The following is an 18,037-nucleotide window of genomic DNA, read 5'->3' on the forward strand; positions in this document are numbered from 1 at the left end:
AAATGCAGATGAACGATAGAAGAAAAGCCCTGGTTACCGGCGGGGCGACCGGCATCGGCCGCAGCGCGGTGCTGGCCCTGGCGCGCGCCGGCTACGACGTGGCGATCAATTACGCCTCCAGCGGGAAGGCCGCCGGCGAAGTGGCCAGCGAGGCGGCGGCCCTGGGGGCCCGCACCATGCTGCTCCAGTGCGACGTGTCCGACGACGCGGCGGTGCGCCAGATGATGCGGGCCGTCGACGAGCGGTTCGGGCACCTGGACGCGCTGGTCAACAACGCCGGCACCACCGCGGCCTGGAAGGTCCGGGACCTGGACAGCCTGGACATGGACGAGTGGGACCGTACTTTCGCGGTGAACGTGCGGGGGCTTTTCCAGGTCACGCGCGCCGCGGTGCCGCTGCTCAGGAAGGGCACCGACCCAGCCATCGTCAACACGGCCAGCATCGTCGGCCTGCGGCCCGGCCCCCAGCCCTTGCCCTACGCCGCGAGCAAGGCGGCAGTCGTGAACCTGACCAAGACGCTGGCCTGGAACCTGGGGCCGGACATCCGGGTGAACGCCGTCGCGCCGGGCTGGATGGAGGGCGACTGGATGCAGCGCATGCTGGGCGAGAAGTACGGCGACCTCATGGGCAAGCGCGCCCGCGCCACGCCGCTGCGCCGCTGCGTGACCGCCGACGACGTGGCCGAGACCATGTTGAACCTGCTGCAATCGAACCGTTTCGTCACCGGCGAGATCGTCGTGATCGACGGCGGCTACACCAGCTCGACCTGAGGAGGCGCCATGCTCGAAGGATTCGTCCCCTTTCCGCCCGAGTTCGCCCGCCGCTACCGCGAGCGGGGCTACTGGCAGGACCGCTCGCTGGCCCAGGAATTCGCGCAGGTCTTCGCGCGCCATGCGGACCGGGTGGCCCTGGTCGACGGCGATCGCAGCCATACCTACGCCGACCTGGACCGGCTAAGCGACAATCTGGCGCTGCACCTGCTGGCGCTGGGGCTGCGGCCGCTGGACCGCGTCGTGCCCACCCTGCCGAACGTGGCCGAATTCGTGATCCTGTATTTTGCGCTGCAGAAGATCGGCGCCATTCCCATCGCCGCGCTGGTCACTCATCGCTATCTGGAAATCAGCCAGTTCGTCAGGCTGTCGCAGGCGCGCTGCTGCGTCTATCCGGTATCGCAGGGGGACTTCGCCTTCGGTCCCGTCGTCGACCGCATACAGCAGGAGAACGACTGCCTGCGGCTGCGCCTCGTGCTGGGCCCGGCCGGGCCCGGGGAGCATTCGCTGGCCGAGCTGATCGAGACGCCGGCCCCCGGCGACCGCGCGGCCCTGCGCGACATCCGCATCGATCCCGAGGACCCCTGCATCTTCCAGCTGTCGGGCGGCACGACCGGGATTCCCAAGCTGATCCCGCGCACCAACAACGACTACGCCTACAACTCCAAGGTCGCGGCGGAAGTGACCCGGGTGGACGGCGACTCCGTGCTGCTGCTGGTGCTGCCCATCGCGCACAACCTGCCCTTGGCGTGTCCCGGCATACAGGGCTTCCTGTTCAACGGCGCCAAGGTGGTGCTGCACGCGAACACCCGTCCGGCCGAGATGTTCGCGCTGATCGAGAAACACCGCGTCACGCACCTGAAGGTGGTGCCGGCGTTGCTGATACGCCTGATCAACGATCCGGACATCGGGCGCTACGACCTGTCGTCGCTGCGGCTGATCCAGAGCGGCGGCCAGCGCATGCAGCCCGAGGTCCGCTCGCGCACCCGCCGCCTGATTCCCACCGCGCTGGTGCAGGAGAACTTCGGCATGTCCGAAGGCGTGCTGATGTTCGTGCGCCACGACGACCCCGAGGACGTGCTGATGGAAACCTGCGGCCGGCCGGTCTGCCCCGACGACGAGATCAGGCTGATCGACGACGAGGGGCGCGAGGTCGGGCCGGGCGAGGTGGGCGAACTGTCCTGCCGCGGTCCCTACACGCTGCGAGGCTACTTCGGCGTGCCCGAGTACAACGCCAGGCAGTTCACGCCCGACGGCTTCTACCGGTCCGGGGACCTGATGCGCAGGCATCCCTCGGGCAACTACATCGTCGAGGGCCGCAAGAAGGACCTGATCAACCGCGGCGGCGAGAAGATCAGCGCGGAAGAGATCGAGAACCTGATACTCATGCATCCCGCGGTGCAGAACGTGGCCTGCGTTCCCATGCCGGATCCCGACATGGGCGAACGCATGTGCGCGTGCGTGGTGCTGAGGGCGGGCGCGTCGCTGACGCTGCCGGAGCTGGTGGCTTTCCTGAAGGCGAGCGAGATCGCCAAGTTCAAGCTGCCCGAGCGGCTGGAGGTCCTGGACGATTTTCCGGTGTCCACCTTCGGCAAGGTGTCGAAGAAATCCCTGGCCGAGATGGTGGCATCCCGGGCGGCCGCGGCCTGAAAGAAGGAGAGACGCGACCATGCGCATCATCGATTTGCACTGCTATCCGGGCACGCAGACCTGGATCGACGCCCAGGGCCCTTATGTCGAGGCCCTGGCCACCTACTGGAAGCGGAACTGGGTCGGCAAGCCCGAGGACGAGGTCGTGGCCGAATTCGCCGCCGCCGGCGTGGATGCCTGCCTGGTCGCGCTGGACCTGGAGACCACCGTGGCCACGCCGCCCTGCACCAACGAATACGTGCACGGCATGTGGAAACGGCATCCCGACCGCATCATCCAGTGCTGGGGCGCGCTCGAGCCCGCCAAGGGCGAAATCGCGATACGCCAGGCTCGCAGGGCGGTGCGCGAGCTGGGCTTCATGGGCTTTCATTTCCATCCCATCATGCAGCACTTTGCGGTCAACGACACGCGCTACTACCCGCTGTTCGAGGAAATCGCCTCGCTGGGCGCGGCCGTGATGATAGACGTCGGCACCACCGGCATGGGGGCCGGCCTGCCGGGTGGCATGGGCGCGCGCATACGCCACGCCCATCCGGCCGCCATCGACGACCTGGCGGCCGATTTTCCCAACCTGAAGATCATCATGGCGCACCCCGGCTGGCCCTGGGTGGACGAGACCACCGCCGTGGCCCTGCACAAGGGCAACGTCTATTGGGAAATGTCGGGCTGGGCGCCCAGGCATTTTCCGGGCAATCTCAAGGTCGACATCCGCGGCCGGCTGCAGGACAAGATCATGTTCGGCAGCGACTATCCCAGCCTGCCGTACGCGCGCATCCTGAAGGAATGGCAGGAACTGGACTACAGCGACACCGTGATGGAGAAGGTCATGCATGGCAACGCGGCGCGCGTGCTGGGGCTGTAGGCCGGCGGGCATGTTTTCTGCTGGAAGGGGACGTTTCAGGAGATCGACATGAAGCGTTCCATTGCGGCAAGCATCCTGCTCAGCCTCGGCATGGTCCTGACGGCGCCGCTGGCCCTGGCGCAGACAAGTTCGGGGACCGGTAACGGCCAGAAGAGCGGCAACGGCCAGAGCGGCGGCAGCAACGCGCCCAGCGGCTCCAGCTCCGACAGCCCGACCCGGGGCAGCACCAACAGCGGGCCGTCCGGTTCGTCGGGTAACGCCCAGGACAGCGGCTCGTCCCCCGGCAAGCAGGGCCAGGGTACCGGCAGCGCGGGCTATCCGGGCAGCACGACCCAGGGCGGCGCGCAGAACCAGCCGCCCAACCGGGGCGCCACGGGCTCGGGCTCCGGCGGGCGCGATCCCTCCACCGGGACGGAGTCTTCCGGAGCCGGAGACCGTTCCGGTTCGCGCAACAGCGGCAGCGGGCTGCTGCGTTAGGGCCGCGACACGCCGCCGCAGGCACGCGGTGGCGTCAGCAGCTACAATGCCCCGATGCGCCGCCTGTTCATCCTGCTGCTGCTTGCCTTCCTGCCGTTCCAGTTCACCTGGGCAGCGGCGGCGGGCTATTGCCAGCACGAAACCGGCAAGGTGGCCCAGGCGCACTTCGGCCACCACGAACACGTCCATCAGGACACCGGCGACAAGGGCGACGCCAAGAAAGCGGTGCATCCCGACTGCGTGGTCTGCCACATGATCGCGTTGCAGGCCGTCCTGGCCGGCACCCCGGACCTGCCCAAGGCCGGCATCGCCCATGCCCATCCTCCCGCGCCGCCCGCCTTCCTGGCGGCGGCGCCCGTCTCGCTGCCCGAACGCCCCCAGTGGCGCGCGCTCGCCTAGCCGGCGAGACGCAGCCGTTCCCCCCGCTACTTTCGTCTCGCCGAATTCACGGAACCGTTTTCCAGGTGCAATTCGATGCGCAGACTTCTATGGCCGCTCGGGCTGGCGGCCGTCTTGTCCAGCCCCATGGTCGTGGCCCAGCCGCGGCCCGATCCCGTTCCTATTCCCATTCTTGACCAGGTACCCGCCGCTGGCGGCCCGCTGACCCTGGAGGCGGCGCTGGCCATGGCCGCCGCGGGCAACCCGGCACTGGCGGCCGCCGCCAAGGAGGCCGAGGCCCTGCAGGGCGGCGTCGTCCAGGCGCGGGTCCTGCCCAATCCCGATATCTCGTTCGCCGTCGAGGACACGCGACGCGATTCGCGCACCACCAGCGTGGAGCTGGGCATTCCCATCGAGCTTGGCGGCAAGCGTTCCGCGCGCATCCTGGCGGCGGAGCGGGCGCAGACCGTGGCGGTGGCCGAGTTCACGCGGGCGCGTGCGCAATTGCGCGCGGCCACGGTGGCCGCCTTTTTCGACCTGCTGATCGCGCAGGAAGGGGTGGCGCTGGCCAACGGGTCGGCGCAGGTGGCGGCCCGGGCGGCGGACATCGCGGCCCGGCGGGTGGCGGCCGGCAAGGTCCCGCCGCTGGAAGAGACGCGGGCCCGCGTCGAGCGGGCCAATGCCGACCTCGAGGTCGAGACGGCGCAAGCGCGCGTGCAGGAGGCAAGACGGGCGCTGGGGGCGTTGTGGGGCGAACCCGATCCGCGCTTCGGCCAGGCCGTGGGCAGCCTGGACGTGCTGCCCGCGCGCGCGCCGGTCGATGCGCTGCTGCGGGAGCTGGAGCAGGCGCCCGAACTGGCGGCGCACCGGCTGGAGATCGAGCGCCGCGAGGCCGTGATCGGCGTCGAGCGCAGCAAGCGCTACCCGGACGTGCGGCTGACCGCGGGTACGCAGCGCAACAATGAGCTGGGGCGCAACCAGACCCTGCTGGGCGTGTCGATTCCGCTGCCGCTGTTCGACCGCAACCAGGGCAATCTGTACGAGGCCACGGTGCGCGCAGACCAGGCGCGCGACGTGCATCGCGCCATGCAAGTCAGGCTGGCCCACGAGCTGCGGCAAGCTTCCGCGCAACTGGAACTGGCGCGCAAGAGCGCCGACGCGCTGCGCGGCACGGTGCTGCCCGGCGCGCGCGACGCCTATGAAGCCGCCACCCGCGGATTCGAGGCCGGCAAGTCCGGTTTCCTGGACGTCCTGGACGCGCAGCGCACGCTGTTCCAGGCCCGCATCCGCTATCTGGCCGTGCTGGCCGACACCTACCAGGCCGCCATCGCGATCGACCGCGTGCTGGGCCGCTGAAGGAATCCTGTCATGTCGACGACGAAAAAACAAAAGGCCGCGATGGCGGCCATCCTGATCGCGGGCGCGCTGGCGGTGGCCGGCGTGCTGTTCTGGCCCGCGCCGCATGGCGAGGAAGACGGCCACGGCCACGGCGGCGAGACGCCGGCCGGCGCATCGGCCGACGAGCACGCCGATGACGGCCTGGTGAAGCTGAGCGAAGCCCAGGTCCAGGCGGCCGGCATACGCACGGCCGAGGCTGGCCCGGGAGTGCTGCGGCCGACCCGCGAGTTCCCGGGCGAGATACGCTTCAACGAAGACCGCACGGCCCACGTCGTGCCCCGGCTGGCCGGCATCGTCGAGCGCGTGTCGGCGGACCTGGGGCAACAGGTCCGCAAGGGCCAGGTGCTGGCCGCGATCGCCAGCACGTCGCTGTCGGACCTGCGCAGCGAACTGCTGGCCGCGCGCAAGCGCGAGACCCTGGCCGAGGAAACCTTCGTGCGCGAAAAGAAGTTGTGGGAAGAGCGGGTGTCCGCCGAGCAGGACTACCTGCAGGCGCGCACCGCGCGGGAAGAGGCCAGGATCGCGGTGCAGAACGCCGCGCAGAAGCTCCAGGCCGTGGGCGCGGCGGGCCGGGCGCCCGCGCTGAACCAGTACGAACTGCGCGCGCCTTTCGACGGCACCGTGGTCGAGAAACACATGGCCATGGGCGAGGCGGTGGGCGATACCACCACCGTGTTCACCATCGCCGACCTGAGCACGGTCTGGGCCGAGTTCATCGTCGCTCCGCAGGACCTGGCGGCCGTGCGCGTGGGCGAGAAGGTCAGCATTTCCTCGTCCGCCCTGAACGAGACGGCCCAGGGGGAAGTGTCCTACGTCGGCCCGCTGCTGGGCGCGCAGACCCGCACCGCCACCGCCCGCGTCACGCTGGCCAATCCCGGCATGGCCTGGCGTCCCGGGCTCTTCATCACCGTCAAGGTGCTGCGCGGCGAAGAGCCCGTGGCCCTGGCCGTGCCGGCCGATGCCATCCAGACGGTGGGCGATGACAGCGTGGTGTTCACCGTCGTGCCCGGCGGCTTCAAGGCGCAGCCGGTGAAGACCGGCCGCCGCGACGGCCTGCGGGTGGAAGTGCTGGAGGGCCTGGCCCCCGGCTCGCGCTACGCCGAGACCAATACCTTCACGCTCAAGGCCGAGCTGGGCAAGGCCAGCGCCGAGCATACCCACTAGACCCGCCAGACAGGAAGACTCTCATGTTCGAACGGATCATCCGGTTCGCCATCGAGCAACGATGGCTGGTCATGCTGGCAGTATTCGGCATGGTCGCGCTGGGCCTCTACAACTTCACCCGCCTGTCCATCGACGCGGTGCCCGATATCACCAACGTCCAGGTGCAGATCAACACTTCCGCGCCGGGCTATTCGCCGCTGGAGACCGAACAGCGCATCACCTATCCCGTCGAGACCACCATGGCGGGCCTGCCCGGCCTGGCGCAGACGCGGTCGCTGTCGCGCTACGGCCTGTCGCAGGTAACGGTCATCTTCCGCGACGATACCGACATCCACTTCGCCCGCCAGTTGGTCAACCAGCGCATCCAGGAGGCGCGCGAGGCCCTGCCGGCCGGCGTCACGCCGACCCTGGGGCCGATCTCGACCGGGTTGGGGGAGATCTACATGTGGACGGTCGAGGCCGAGCCCGGCGCGCGCAAGCCGGACGGCAGCCCCTACACGCTGGCGGATTTGCGCGAGATCCAGGACTGGGTCGTCCGACCGCAGCTGCGCACGGTGCCGGGCGTGACCGACGTCAACACCATAGGCGGCTACGCGAAGGAATACCTGGTCGCGCCCAACCTGGAACGCATGGCGGCCCACGGGCTGACGCTGGCCGACGTGGTGGCCGCGCTGGAGCGCAACAACGTCAACGTCGGGGCCGGCTACATCGAGCGGGGCGGCGAGCAATACCTGGTGCGCGCGCCCGGGCAGGTCGGATCGCTGGAGGACATCCGCGAGGTCATTGTCAGCCAGGCCCAGGGCCAGCCCATACGCGTGCGCGACATCGCCGACGTGCAGCTGGGCCGCGAACTGCGCACCGGCGCCGCCACCGAGAACGGCAGGGAAGTGGTGCTGGGCACCGTGTTCATGCTGATAGGCGAGAACAGCCGCGCGGTGTCGCGGGCGGTGGACGAGCGGCTCGCGGCCATCAACAAGACCCTGCCGCCGGGCGTGAAGACCGCGACGGTATATGACCGCACCACGCTGGTCGACAAGGCCATCGCCACGGTCAGGAAAAACCTGCTGGAAGGCGCGATCCTCGTCATCGTCGTGCTGTTCCTGTTCCTGGGCAACATCCGGGCGGCGCTCATCACGGCCATGGTCATTCCCCTGTCCATGCTGTTCACCTTCACGGGCATGGTGTCCTACAAGGTCAGCGCCAACCTGATGAGCCTGGGGGCGCTGGACTTCGGCATCATCGTCGACGGCGCCGTGGTCATCGTCGAGAACTGCGTGCGGCGGATCGCGCATGCCCAGGCCGCGGCGGGCCGGACGCTGACGCGCGCCGAGCGTTTTGCCGAGGTGTTCGAGGCCTCGAAGGAAGCGCGGCGGCCGCTGATCTTCGGTCAGCTCATCATCATGATCGTCTACCTGCCGATCTTCGCCCTGACGGGCGTGGAAGGGAAGATGTTCCATCCCATGGCGATCACCGTGGTGCTGGCGCTGCTGGGCGCGATGATCCTGTCGATCACTTTCGTGCCGGCCGCGGTGGCATTGTTGTTGAACGGCCGCGTGCAGGAGAAGGAGAACCGCCTGATGACCGGCGCACGCCGGCTGTACGAGCCGCTGCTGAGCCGTTCGCTGGCCAACACGCCGGTGGTGCTGACCTTCGGCGCGGTGGCCGTGGCCCTGGCGCTGGCCGTTGCGACGCGCCTGGGCGCGGAGTTCATTCCCAGCCTGGACGAAGGCGACGTGGCGGTGCAGGTGCTGCGGATTCCCGGCACCAGCCTGACCCAGGCCATTGCGATGCAGGAGGAACTGGAGCGGCAGGTCGCCAAGGTGCCCGAGGTGGAACGGGTGTTCGCCAAGATCGGGACGGCCGAGATCGCTTCCGATCCCATGCCGCCCAATATCGCCGACACCTACGTCATGCTCAAGCCGCTGGACGCCTGGCCGCAGCCGCGCCGCTCCCACGAAGAAGTGGTGGCCGCGATCCGGAAGGTGGTGGAGGGCGTGCCGGGCAACAACTACGAGTTCACGCAGCCCATCCAGATGCGTTTCAACGAGCTGATCTCGGGCGTGCGCAGCGACGTCGCCGTCAAGATCTTCGGCGACGACATGGCGCAGCTGGAACGCACGGCGGCCGAGATCGCGGCGGTCATGGCGCGTCTGCCCGGCGCCGATTCGGTCAAGGCCGAGCAGACCGCCGGCCTGCCCATGCTGACCATCGAGGTCGACAGGCAGAAGGCCGCCCGCTATGGCGTGAGCCTGGCCGAGGTGCAGGAAACCATCGCCACCGCGGTGGGAGGGCGCGAGGCGGGCATCTTCTTCCAGGGCGACAGGCGGTTCGACATCCTGGTGCGCCTGCCCGACGACGTGCGGGGCGACATCGAGGCGCTCAAGCGCCTGCCGGTGGCGCTTCCGCGAGGCGAGGGCCAGGCGCGCGTGGCCTTCGTGCCGCTGGCCGAGCTGGCCCGTTTCGAACTGGCGCCTGGCCCCAACCAGATCAGCCGCGAGGACGGCAAGCGGCGCATCGTGGTCAGCGCCAACGTGCGCGGCCGCGACCTGGGTTCGTTCGTGTCGGATGCCCAGGACAGCATCGAGGCGTCGGTGCGCATTCCGCCTGGCTACTGGACGGCCTGGGGAGGCACGTTCGAGCAGTTGCAATCCGCCACCGAGCGCCTGCAATGGGTCGTGCCGATCTCGCTGCTGCTGGTGTTCGCGCTGCTGTTCGCGATGTTCGGCAACCTGCGCGACGGCCTGATCGTGTTCACCGGCATTCCCTTCGCGCTGACCGGCGGCATGCTGGCGCTGTGGCTGCGCGGCATTCCGCTATCCATTTCCGCGGCCGTCGGCTTCATCGCGCTCTCGGGCGTGGCCGTGCTGAACGGACTGGTGATGCTGTCCTTCATCCGGTCGCTCCGGGCGCAAGGCCATCCACTGGACGACGCGGTCCGCCTGGGCGCCGCCACCCGCCTGCGGCCGGTGTTGATGACCGCGCTGGTCGCGTCGCTGGGCTTCGTGCCCATGGCGCTGGCGACCGGCACCGGCGCCGAGGTGCAGCGGCCGCTCGCGACGGTCGTCATAGGCGGCATCATCTCGTCCACCGCCCTGACCCTGCTGGTCCTGCCCACGCTTTACCGGCTGGCCTACCGGCGCCGGGCGCGCGAAGAGGGGAAAATAAATGATAATTGACATCTATTGAATAAATTATAGTCATCATTTATTATTCGCCCTCCATGCACAGGAGGGCGACATGCCCCGCGTATCGCGACAGCAGGCCGAAAAGAACCGCGCCGCCATCGAGGAAGCCTCGGCGCGCCTGATCCGGGAACAGGGGATCAAGGGAGTCAGCGTGGCCGACCTCATGGCGGCGGCGGGCCTGACCCACGGCGGCTTCTACGGACACTTCGAGTCCAAGGACGCGCTGGCGGCGGCCGCCTGCGCCAAGGCCTTCGCCACGTCGCTGGAGCGCTGGCGGCAGCGGACCGCCAGCGCGGCCGACGCGTCCGCCGCGCTGCGCTTCATCGTCGAGGCCTATCTGTCGCCGAAGGCGCGCGACAACGCCGGCGGCAGCTGCCCGGCGGCATCGCTGGCGGTGGACGTGGCCCGGGAACCCGCCGGCAAGCCGGTGCATCAGAGCTACGTCGACGGCATCCATGGGCTGGTTGCCTCGCTGGCCGCGCTGCGCGGCAGTGGCGACGAGGCGGCGGACCGCGAGCGGGCGCTGGTCGAACTGTCCCTGATGGTGGGCGCGCTGCTGATGGCGCGGGCCACGGCGGCCGACCCCATTTCCGACCAGATCCTGCAAGCGGCCCGCAGGCACCTGCTGCCCGCGGACGATTCCCTTCCCACGCCCTGACAGGACCACATCGTGTTCGCCCATCCCGTATCGCGCTGGCTGGCCCGGCGAGGCATCCACTTTTCCTGGATCATGGTGGCGCTGGCCTTCCTGACCATGTTGTCGTCGTCGGCGGCGCTGGGCCTGCCCGGCGCCTTCCTGCAACCGCTGTCCCGCGAGTTCGGCTGGAACGTCGACCAGATCTCGTCGGCCCTGGCGCTGCGCTTCGCGCTGTTCGGCCTGATGGGGCCGTTCTCCGCCATCCTGATGGAACGCTACGGCCTGCGCCGCATCATGTGCACGGCCATGGTCCTGGTGGCTTTCGGTCTGTTGCTGGCCACGCGCATGTCCGAGGTCTGGCACCTGATCGCCTTGTGGGGGCTGCTGCTGGGATTCGGCACCGGCCTGACGGCCGTGGTGCTGGGCGCGGTGGTCGCCACGCGCTGGTTCGACCAGCGGCGCGGACTGGTGCTGGGCCTGCTGACGGCCAGCGCGGCCACGGGGCAACTGGTGTTCCTGCCGGCCGCGGCATGGCTGATCGAGCATGTGGGCTGGCGCATGGCGGTGGCGCCGGTGGTGGCGTGCTGCCTGGCCGTGGCCGTGCTGGCGTTCCTGCTGGTGCGCGATCGTCCGCAGGACCTCGGCCTCGCGCCCTATGGCGCGGATCCTCAAGCCCCGGTGGCCGCGCCCGCCTTGCCGCGCCTGTCCTTCCTGGCGCCGCTGCAGGTGCTGCGCGGCGTCTCCGGCAACCGGACGTTCTGGGTGTTGTTCGGCACCTTCTTCGTCTGTGGCCTGAGCACCAACGGCCTGATCCAGACGCACTTCATCTCGCTGTGCGGGGACTTCGGCCTGGCCGCGCTGCCCGCCGCCTCGGTGCTGGCGATGATGGGCGCGTTCGACTTCGTCGGTACCATCCTCTCGGGCTGGCTGTCCGACCGCTACGACAACCGCAAGCTGCTGTTCTGGTACTACGGCCTGCGCGGCCTGTCGCTGTTCTGGCTGCCGCACTCGGAGTTCACGCTGTATGGACTGTCGCTGTTCGCGATGTTCTACGGCCTGGACTGGATCGCCACCGTGCCGCCCACCGTCAAGCTGGCGGCGGCCGAGTTCGGCAAGGAGAAAGCGGGCATGGTGTTCGGCTGGGTGTTCGCCGGCCACCAGATCGGCGGCGCGATCGCGGCGTACGGCGCGGGGCTGGTCCGCACGCAGATGCTGACCTATACCCCGGCGCTGTATGCCGCGGGCGCGGCGTGCATCCTGGCCGCGCTGGTGGTCTTCCTGATACGGCGGCCGGCGGCGCCCCGCCTGGCCGCGGCCTGAGCCGCCGCGTTCACGCGGCGGCGCCGTGCCGAGCGAAGAAGCCGCAAAGCTGGCGCCCCAGGAAGTCCTCGCCCGTGTCGAAGTGGGCCATGATGGACATGTGGTTGTGGCGTGGCAGCATGAGAAACTGGTTGGCCCGGTGTCCGCAGGCCCGCAGGCGATGGAAGAACTCCGCGCCGTAGACGTCCAGCAGCGGGTTCTCGTATTCGGCGATCGCCACGAACAGCGGGATGGCATCCGGCGTCGCCATGCTGACCGGGGACAACGCCTCGTACCGGCTCTCGTCGTTGCCGAAGTACGCGCGCACCCCTGCGGCGTTGGGGTTGGCGGGCAGCGCATCGGCGCGCAGCCGGCCGGACAGGATGGCCGCCGCCCGGAGCTCCGTGCCCCGGTAGGGCAGCCGCGGGTCCAGGGCATGGTGGGCGACGTGCGTGCCGCCCGCGCTGTGGCCGATCACGAACATCCTGCCGGGGTCGCCGCCGTGGGCGCCGATGTTCTCCCGCATCCACGCCAGCGCGCGTCCCAGGTCTTCGGCGCCGCCGGGATAGGGCGCGCCGGGCGCGAGCCGGTACTCCAGGTTGACGCCCAGGTAGCCTTGCCGGGCGAACCAGGTGGGGACGTTCGCGTACACGCGCGGAGCGATGTCCTTGTCCCCCCGCACGTAGGCGCCGCCATGCATGAACACCACGACCGGCAGGGGGCCGGCAAAGGCCGCATCGCGGTAGATGTCCAGGACGTGGCGCGGGTCGGGCCCGTAGGCGAGGCCGCGCGTGCAGGCCGGGCCCGCCGCGGCCGTCGCGTCCAGCAAGGGCGCGTAGGCATCCAGCACCTGGTCCCGATGCGTCCGGATGTCGTCGCCCCAGGCCGGGCCGATGCGCGCGAGCAGCGCGTCCACCGCCTGAGCCGGGTTCATAGGGCCGCCAGCCGCGGCTGGCGCGGACTCCTGGCGCGCGGACCCGGCGGCGGGGCCAGCACCGCGCACATGACGAACTCGACCACGGCGCGCCAGTGGTTGATCATCGACGCGGTGGAGTCGGCCTTGTCCTTGGGCCACAGTGTCCGGATGTTCGAGGACACGTTGAAGAAGTGCACGCAGGCGCCCATGATGTTGACGGCCGCATGGCCGGGATCCTGCTGCCGGAACGAGCCGTCGGCCACGCCGCGTTCCAGGATGTCGGCCAGCGTCCGGTACAGCTTGCCGCCGTTGCGGCTGTAGAAGGCGCCGTCGTTCTGGATGTTCTCCAGCGCGAACAGCGGGCCGAGGTGGGGCTTGGCGACCATCTGCTGAAGCAGCCTTTCCACGAAGGCCTGCAACGCGTCGACCGGCGGAAGCTTGCGCAGGGAGCTGAAGTCCATGCCCTGTTCGCGGTCCTGGAACACGCGGTCGAGCACCGCCTGGTACAGGGCTTCCTTGGTGTCGAAGTAGTAGTGGATCATCGCCTTGGTGACGCCGCTGCCCGCGGCGATTTCCTCGGTGCGGGTGCTGCGCAGTCCATCGCGGGCGAAGATCTTCTCGGCCGAGTCGAGTATCGCGCTGCGGGTGGCGACGCTGTCGCGCACGGCCTTGCGCGGGGCGGGGGCGGCCTTCTGGCGGGGTGACGGAGTGCGTGATGCCATGGAGGATTCTTTGCGAAGGGGGCGGCCAACGGCGTTCATAGTATCGCGATGGCCTCGATCTCGATCAGGCATCCGGGCGTGACCAGGGACGAGACCTGCACCGTGGAGCTGGCGGGCAGGGGATCCGCGAAAACTTCGCGGCGGATCGCGGAATAGTCCGCGTAGCCGTCCAGCGTCGTCAGGAAGGCCGTGATCTTGACCACGTCGGCCAGCGATCCGCCCGCCTCGCGCAGCAGCGTATCCATGTTGGCGAAGATCTCGCGGGCCTGCCGCCCCAGGTCGCCGGGATGATGGGCATGCTCCGGATCGGCTCGCGCCAGTTGGCCCGATACGAAGACCATGCGCTTGCCGCCGGCCACGTCCAGCGCCTGGGAGTAGGGGCGGCCCGAGGGTCCCAGGGGGGTCTTGGTGATCATGCTGGTCTCCCTGTTGTTAAGTAACTATCTGGTTGGTTAATTCTAAGCAGCACCCGTTGATCATGTCAAAGATCATGGATGGAAGAATTTTCTTGACATGGCTTCCTCCTGATTTCTAGACTATTAACTAATCAGTTGGTTAGTTATGAAAAAACGGAATCACAAGGAGCCAAGATGTCCGCACAGCCGTCGTCTTTCATTCCCGTCACCGGCTTTCCCGGAATCCGCGAGCAGCGGTTTCCGTTGAACCTGGGGGAGATGCTGCCCCGCGTCGAACGCATCTGGACCGTCGCCAAGGGATCGAACTGGGATCCGGTCACGGACATTCCCTGGAACCAGCTGGACCTGGGCAAGTACACCGAGGAAGAGCTGTACGCCGCCCGGGTCTTCTGGAGCCGGCGCGCCTGGAGCGAATACACCGGCCTGGCCGAATCGCCCACCGTGCTGCTGCGCTTCGCCTTCGAGGGGGACCGGCCCGGCATGATCAAGCTGGCCCTGGCGACCAAGTTCATGGACGAGGCCAAGCACATCGAGGCCTCCTACATGATGGCCGAGAAGCTGGGAGGCTACCTGTCGGAGCCGCCGGAAGGAGCGCCGCGCAAGCGGCTGGTGGCGGGCCTGCGCGAACGCGGCATGAATCCGGACTACACCCCCGAGGCCGTGCTGGCGTGCTGGCATTGCGTCAGCGAATACTTCGCGGTCGAGATCTTCCGCGTCCGCTATCACCACACCACCGACCCCGTCGCGCGGGCCGTCCTGGGCCGCATCCTGGCCGACGAAGTCCGCCACATCGGCATGGGCTGGGAGTACCTGGCGTATCGCCTGCCGCAGGTCTCGGACGAGGTGCGCGAGAACGTGAGGACGGCCATGATCGATGTCATCGAGAATATCGAACTGGGCGGGTTCCACTCGTCGTCCAACGTCAACGAGGAGCAGGACCTGTTCGCCCGGCTCGACCTTGTCGTGGCCAAGGCCGGCCTGGGGGCGGCGCCTCCCGACATCGAGCACGAGGCCTTCGTGTCCACGCTGGCCGAGATCCGGAGCAAGGCGGCCCAGCTGGGCATAGACCTGCCCGAATACACGTTGTGACCCGTGGCGGCCGGCGCCCGCGAGGAGCGGCCGGCCGTCGATGCCGACGTTTCGCGCGCTGTCCACCGGCTTTTTAGGATACGACCATGATACGCACCCTATGCATGCAAGCGGCAATCGGGATCTCGATCACCTGTATGGCCTTGCCCGGCGCACGGGCGCAGCCATACCCCGACAGGCCGATCCGCTTCATCGTGCCCTTCGCGCCGGGTGGCACCGCCGATGTGCTGACGCGGGCGCTGGCCCAGAAGCTCGGCCAGCGGCTGGGCCAGCCCGTGATCGTGGAGAACCGGCCGGGAGCCAGCACCGCGATCGGCGTCAAGCACGCGGCCATGGCCGCGCCCGACGGCTACACCATCCTGTATGGCGGCGTCAGTTCCCAGGTCATGAACCCGCTCATCAACCGGGTGGACTTCGACCCGGTCAAGGACTTCACGCCCATCTCGCTGGTGAACTCGCTGCCCCTGGTGCTGGTGGTCCATCCTTCGCTGCCGGCGGCGGATTTCTCGCAGTTCCTGGCGCTGGCGAAGTCGCGCGCCCAGCCCATCACCTATGCGTCGGCCGGCGCGGGCACGTCCAACCACCTGGCGGGGGAACTGCTCAAGAGCGCCGCGCGCATTCCGCTGCTGCACGTCCCGTACAAAAGCAGCGCGCCGGCCCTGAACGACCTGCTGGGCGGGCACGTCGACGCCATGTTCGACCTGGTGCTGACCTCGGCGCCCCAGGCCAGGCTGGGCAAGGTGCGTCCGCTCGCCATCACCAGCCCCCGGCGCAGCCCCTTGCTGCCCGACGTTCCCACCCTGCGCGAGCTGGGGCTGCCCGAGGGCGAGGTCGACGTCTGGACCGGCGTGTTCGGCCCCGCGGGCATGCCGCCGGCGATCGTCGCGCGCCTGCACGACGAGATCGATGCCATCCTGCGGTTGCCGGAGGTCCAGCAGCAGTTCGCGTCGCTGGGGGCCCTGGCCGAACCCAGCACGCCGGAGCAACTGGGAGAGCTGCTGCGATCCGAGCTGGTGAAGTGGAAGCGGGTGGTCCGGGAGGCCAGGATAGGCGCCGACTGAACGCGAGTGCATGGCGATTCCCTTTTCAGGGAATCAGGGTTTCCCTTAGGAATGCAGTGCTCTAGCGTCCCGCTATTATGTACTTGCCCTACCTATGGGTGGCACTTGTTTTGCATCGGTTGCAGTCTCGTGACACCTCTTGACAGGACCGGTGCCGCCCGTGGGTTACAACCACCCGGGAGACCCGTACATGCACCGCCGTTCCTTTCTGACCAAGGCAACCGTGGGCGCCGCCGCTGGCGGCGTGACGTTGGCAGCCCCAGTATTCGCCCAGGACGCGCCCACCGTGACCTGGCGCCTTGCTTCAAGCTTTCCCCGCAGCGCCGATGCCATCTATAGCGGCGGCGAAGCCGTGGCCAAGTACGTGTCCGAGGCCACGGGCGGGAAGTTCACGATCCGCGCCTTTCCGGCCGGGGAAATCGTGCCCGCGCTGCAGGTGCTCGACAGCGTGCAGAACGGCACCATCGAATGCGGGCACAGCGCCTCCTACTATTACTACGGCAAGGATCCCACGCTGAGCTTCGACGCGGCGGTGCCGTTCGGGCTCAACACGCGCCAGATGAACGCCTGGATGCGCCACGGCGACGGCCTCAAGCTGCTGCGCGAGGTCTTCAAGAAATACAACGTCGTCAACTTCCCCTGCGGCTATACCGGCACCCAGATGGGCGGCTGGTTCCGCAAGGAGATCAAGTCGGTCGAGGACCTGAAGGGGCTGAAGTTCCGCGTCAGCGCCTTCGCGGGCGCCGTGCTGTCCCGACTGGGCGTGGTGCCGCAGCAGATCGCCGGCGGCGACATCTATCCGGCGCTCGAGAAGGGCACCATCGACGCGGCCGAGTGGATCGGCCCGTACGACGACGAAAAGCTGGGATTCCACAAGGTCGCCAAGAACTACTACTACCCCGGCTGGTGGGAAGGCACGCTGCAGGTGTCGCTGTACGTGAACCAGGACGCCTACAACAAGCTGCCCAAGCAGTACCAGGCCGCGTTGGACCAGGCATGCGCCGCGGCTACCAACGACATGATCGCCAAGTACGACGCCGAGAATCCGGCGGCGCTGCGCCGGCTGATCTCGCAGGGGGCGCAGTTGCGGGCTTTCCCGAAATCGGTCATGGACGCCTGCTATGCCGAGTCCAACAAGCTGTATGCCGAGATGAGCGCCAAGAGTCCCGAGTTCAAGAAGGTCTATGACAGCATGGTTGCCTTCCGCGGCAACGTGCTGCCATGGTTCCGGGTGGCCGAAGGCAACTTCGACGGCTACATGTCCACCATCCGCAAGTAAAGGACACCAGCGTGGCGCTACCTACCAGGTTCCCCGCCACGCACCGGAAGCAGGAATCGCTCGCCTGGCCTCGCGCCAGGCGTTTTTCGTTCAGCATCGGTTCACAACCATGAATGCTCTCCTCGCTTTTTCCCGCCTGGTCGACAAGCTCAACCAGCTCGTCGGCAAGGCCGTCACCTGGCTGACCCTGGTGGTGGTCGTCGTCAGCGCGGGCAACGCCATCGTGCGCAAGGTCTTCCACACCAGCTCCAACGCCTGGCTCGAGCTGCAGTGGTACCTGTTCGGCGCCATCTTCCTGCTGGCGGCGGGCTATACCTTGTTGAAGAACGAACACGTGCGCGTGGACATCGTCGCGCAGAAGCTGTCGCAGCGCACGCAGATCTGGATAGAGATCCTCGGGGTCGTCCTGTTCCTGATGCCGGCGTGCGTGCTGATCATGTGGCTGTCCTGGCCCGTGTTCGTCGATTCCTTCGTGACCAACGAGCAGTCGTCCAATCCAGGCGGCCTGGTGCGCTGGCCCGTCAAGCTGCTGATTCCGGTCGGCTTCTTCCTGCTGGTGCTGGCCGGCCTGTCGCACCTGATCAAGTGCGTGGCCTTCCTGATGGGCAAGGGGCCCGACCCGCGCGAGCGGGAGCGGGGCAAGACCGCCGAGGAAGAGTTGGCCGAGGAAATCGCCCGCGAGGCGCAGGCCCGCGAGGCCGCCGTCCATGGCAGCACGCAGGGAGGCCGCTGAT

Annotated in this window: 17 protein-coding genes; 14 read left to right on the forward strand and 3 right to left on the reverse strand. The window is 68.3% G+C overall.

Annotation, left to right across the window (positions count from 1 at the left end; genetic code table 11):
* Positions 1–8 precede the first annotated feature (8 nt).
* From WKR98_RS12195 to WKR98_RS12240, 10 genes are all read left to right on the forward strand, one after another.
* Positions 9–770 (forward strand): SDR family NAD(P)-dependent oxidoreductase, encoded by a 762-nt coding sequence (locus tag WKR98_RS12195; RefSeq protein WP_124688340.1) that lies wholly within the window; start codon positions 9–11, stop codon positions 768–770.
* Between the two features lie 9 nt (positions 771–779).
* Positions 780–2,420, forward strand: a complete 1,641-nt coding sequence (locus WKR98_RS12200; RefSeq protein ID WP_341433296.1) for a (2,3-dihydroxybenzoyl)adenylate synthase — start codon at positions 780–782, stop codon at positions 2,418–2,420.
* Positions 2,421–2,439: 19 nt separating this feature from the next.
* Positions 2,440–3,282 carry an amidohydrolase family protein gene (locus tag WKR98_RS12205; RefSeq protein WP_341433298.1) on the forward strand — a complete coding sequence of 281 codons (843 nt, stop codon included), beginning with the start codon at positions 2,440–2,442 and terminating at the stop codon, positions 3,280–3,282.
* A 48-nt stretch (positions 3,283–3,330) separates the two neighbouring features.
* On the forward strand, positions 3,331–3,759 hold the full coding sequence (locus tag WKR98_RS12210) for a hypothetical protein (RefSeq protein ID WP_341433299.1): 429 nt from the start codon (positions 3,331–3,333) through the stop codon (positions 3,757–3,759).
* A 54-nt stretch (positions 3,760–3,813) separates the two neighbouring features.
* Positions 3,814–4,158 carry a cation efflux protein, CzcI family gene (czcI, locus tag WKR98_RS12215; RefSeq protein WP_124688344.1) on the forward strand — a complete coding sequence of 115 codons (345 nt, stop codon included), beginning with the start codon at positions 3,814–3,816 and terminating at the stop codon, positions 4,156–4,158.
* Between the two features lie 75 nt (positions 4,159–4,233).
* Positions 4,234–5,493: a TolC family protein gene (locus WKR98_RS12220; protein ID WP_341433300.1), complete on the forward strand. Its 1,260-nt coding sequence runs from the start codon at positions 4,234–4,236 to the stop codon at positions 5,491–5,493.
* A 12-nt stretch (positions 5,494–5,505) separates the two neighbouring features.
* Positions 5,506–6,699, forward strand: coding sequence for an efflux RND transporter periplasmic adaptor subunit (locus WKR98_RS12225; RefSeq protein WP_341433302.1), 1,194 nt, complete (start codon positions 5,506–5,508; stop codon positions 6,697–6,699).
* Positions 6,700–6,722: 23 nt separating this feature from the next.
* Positions 6,723–9,875: an efflux RND transporter permease subunit gene (locus WKR98_RS12230; RefSeq protein WP_341433303.1), complete on the forward strand. Its 3,153-nt coding sequence runs from the start codon at positions 6,723–6,725 to the stop codon at positions 9,873–9,875.
* A 61-nt stretch (positions 9,876–9,936) separates the two neighbouring features.
* Positions 9,937–10,542 carry a TetR/AcrR family transcriptional regulator gene (locus tag WKR98_RS12235; RefSeq protein WP_124688348.1) on the forward strand — a complete coding sequence of 202 codons (606 nt, stop codon included), beginning with the start codon at positions 9,937–9,939 and terminating at the stop codon, positions 10,540–10,542.
* 12 nt (positions 10,543–10,554) lie between these two features.
* Entirely contained in the window at positions 10,555–11,841 is a 1,287-nt protein-coding gene (locus WKR98_RS12240) for an MFS transporter (protein WP_341433306.1), read from the forward strand.
* A gap of 10 nt (positions 11,842–11,851) precedes the next feature.
* Here the strand turns inward: WKR98_RS12240 and WKR98_RS12245 are convergent, their stop codons facing one another.
* From WKR98_RS12245 to WKR98_RS12255, 3 genes are read right to left on the reverse strand one after another with little or no spacing between them, the layout of a single operon-like run.
* A complete protein-coding gene (locus WKR98_RS12245) occupies positions 11,852–12,754 on the reverse strand; it encodes an alpha/beta hydrolase (RefSeq protein WP_341433308.1) in 903 nt (300 codons plus the stop codon).
* Positions 12,751–13,458 (reverse strand): TetR/AcrR family transcriptional regulator, encoded by a 708-nt coding sequence (locus tag WKR98_RS12250; protein ID WP_341433310.1) that lies wholly within the window; start codon positions 13,456–13,458, stop codon positions 12,751–12,753. The genes WKR98_RS12245 and WKR98_RS12250 overlap by 4 nt, the downstream gene beginning before the upstream one ends.
* A 35-nt stretch (positions 13,459–13,493) precedes the next feature.
* Positions 13,494–13,874: a RidA family protein gene (locus WKR98_RS12255; protein ID WP_124688352.1), complete on the reverse strand. Its 381-nt coding sequence runs from the start codon at positions 13,872–13,874 to the stop codon at positions 13,494–13,496.
* A 174-nt stretch (positions 13,875–14,048) separates the two neighbouring features.
* Here WKR98_RS12255 and WKR98_RS12260 point away from each other — a divergent pair, with 174 nt between their 5' ends.
* The 4 genes from WKR98_RS12260 (at position 14,049) to WKR98_RS12275 (ending at position 18,036) form a co-directional block, all read left to right on the forward strand.
* Positions 14,049–14,963 carry a ferritin-like domain-containing protein gene (locus tag WKR98_RS12260; protein WP_124688353.1) on the forward strand — a complete coding sequence of 305 codons (915 nt, stop codon included), beginning with the start codon at positions 14,049–14,051 and terminating at the stop codon, positions 14,961–14,963.
* 86 nt (positions 14,964–15,049) lie between these two features.
* Positions 15,050–16,024, forward strand: a complete 975-nt coding sequence (locus WKR98_RS12265) for a Bug family tripartite tricarboxylate transporter substrate binding protein (RefSeq protein ID WP_124688354.1) — start codon at positions 15,050–15,052, stop codon at positions 16,022–16,024.
* Positions 16,025–16,214: 190 nt separating this feature from the next.
* Entirely contained in the window at positions 16,215–17,303 is a 1,089-nt protein-coding gene (locus WKR98_RS12270; protein ID WP_124688355.1) for a TRAP transporter substrate-binding protein, read from the forward strand.
* A gap of 109 nt (positions 17,304–17,412) precedes the next feature.
* Positions 17,413–18,036, forward strand: a complete 624-nt coding sequence (locus WKR98_RS12275; RefSeq protein WP_124688356.1) for a TRAP transporter small permease subunit — start codon at positions 17,413–17,415, stop codon at positions 18,034–18,036.
* The last annotated feature ends 1 nt before the right edge of the window (position 18,037 follow it).

Source organism: Pigmentiphaga sp. YJ18 (assembly GCF_038066655.1).
Taxonomy (GTDB): domain Bacteria; phylum Pseudomonadota; class Gammaproteobacteria; order Burkholderiales; family Burkholderiaceae_B; genus Pigmentiphaga.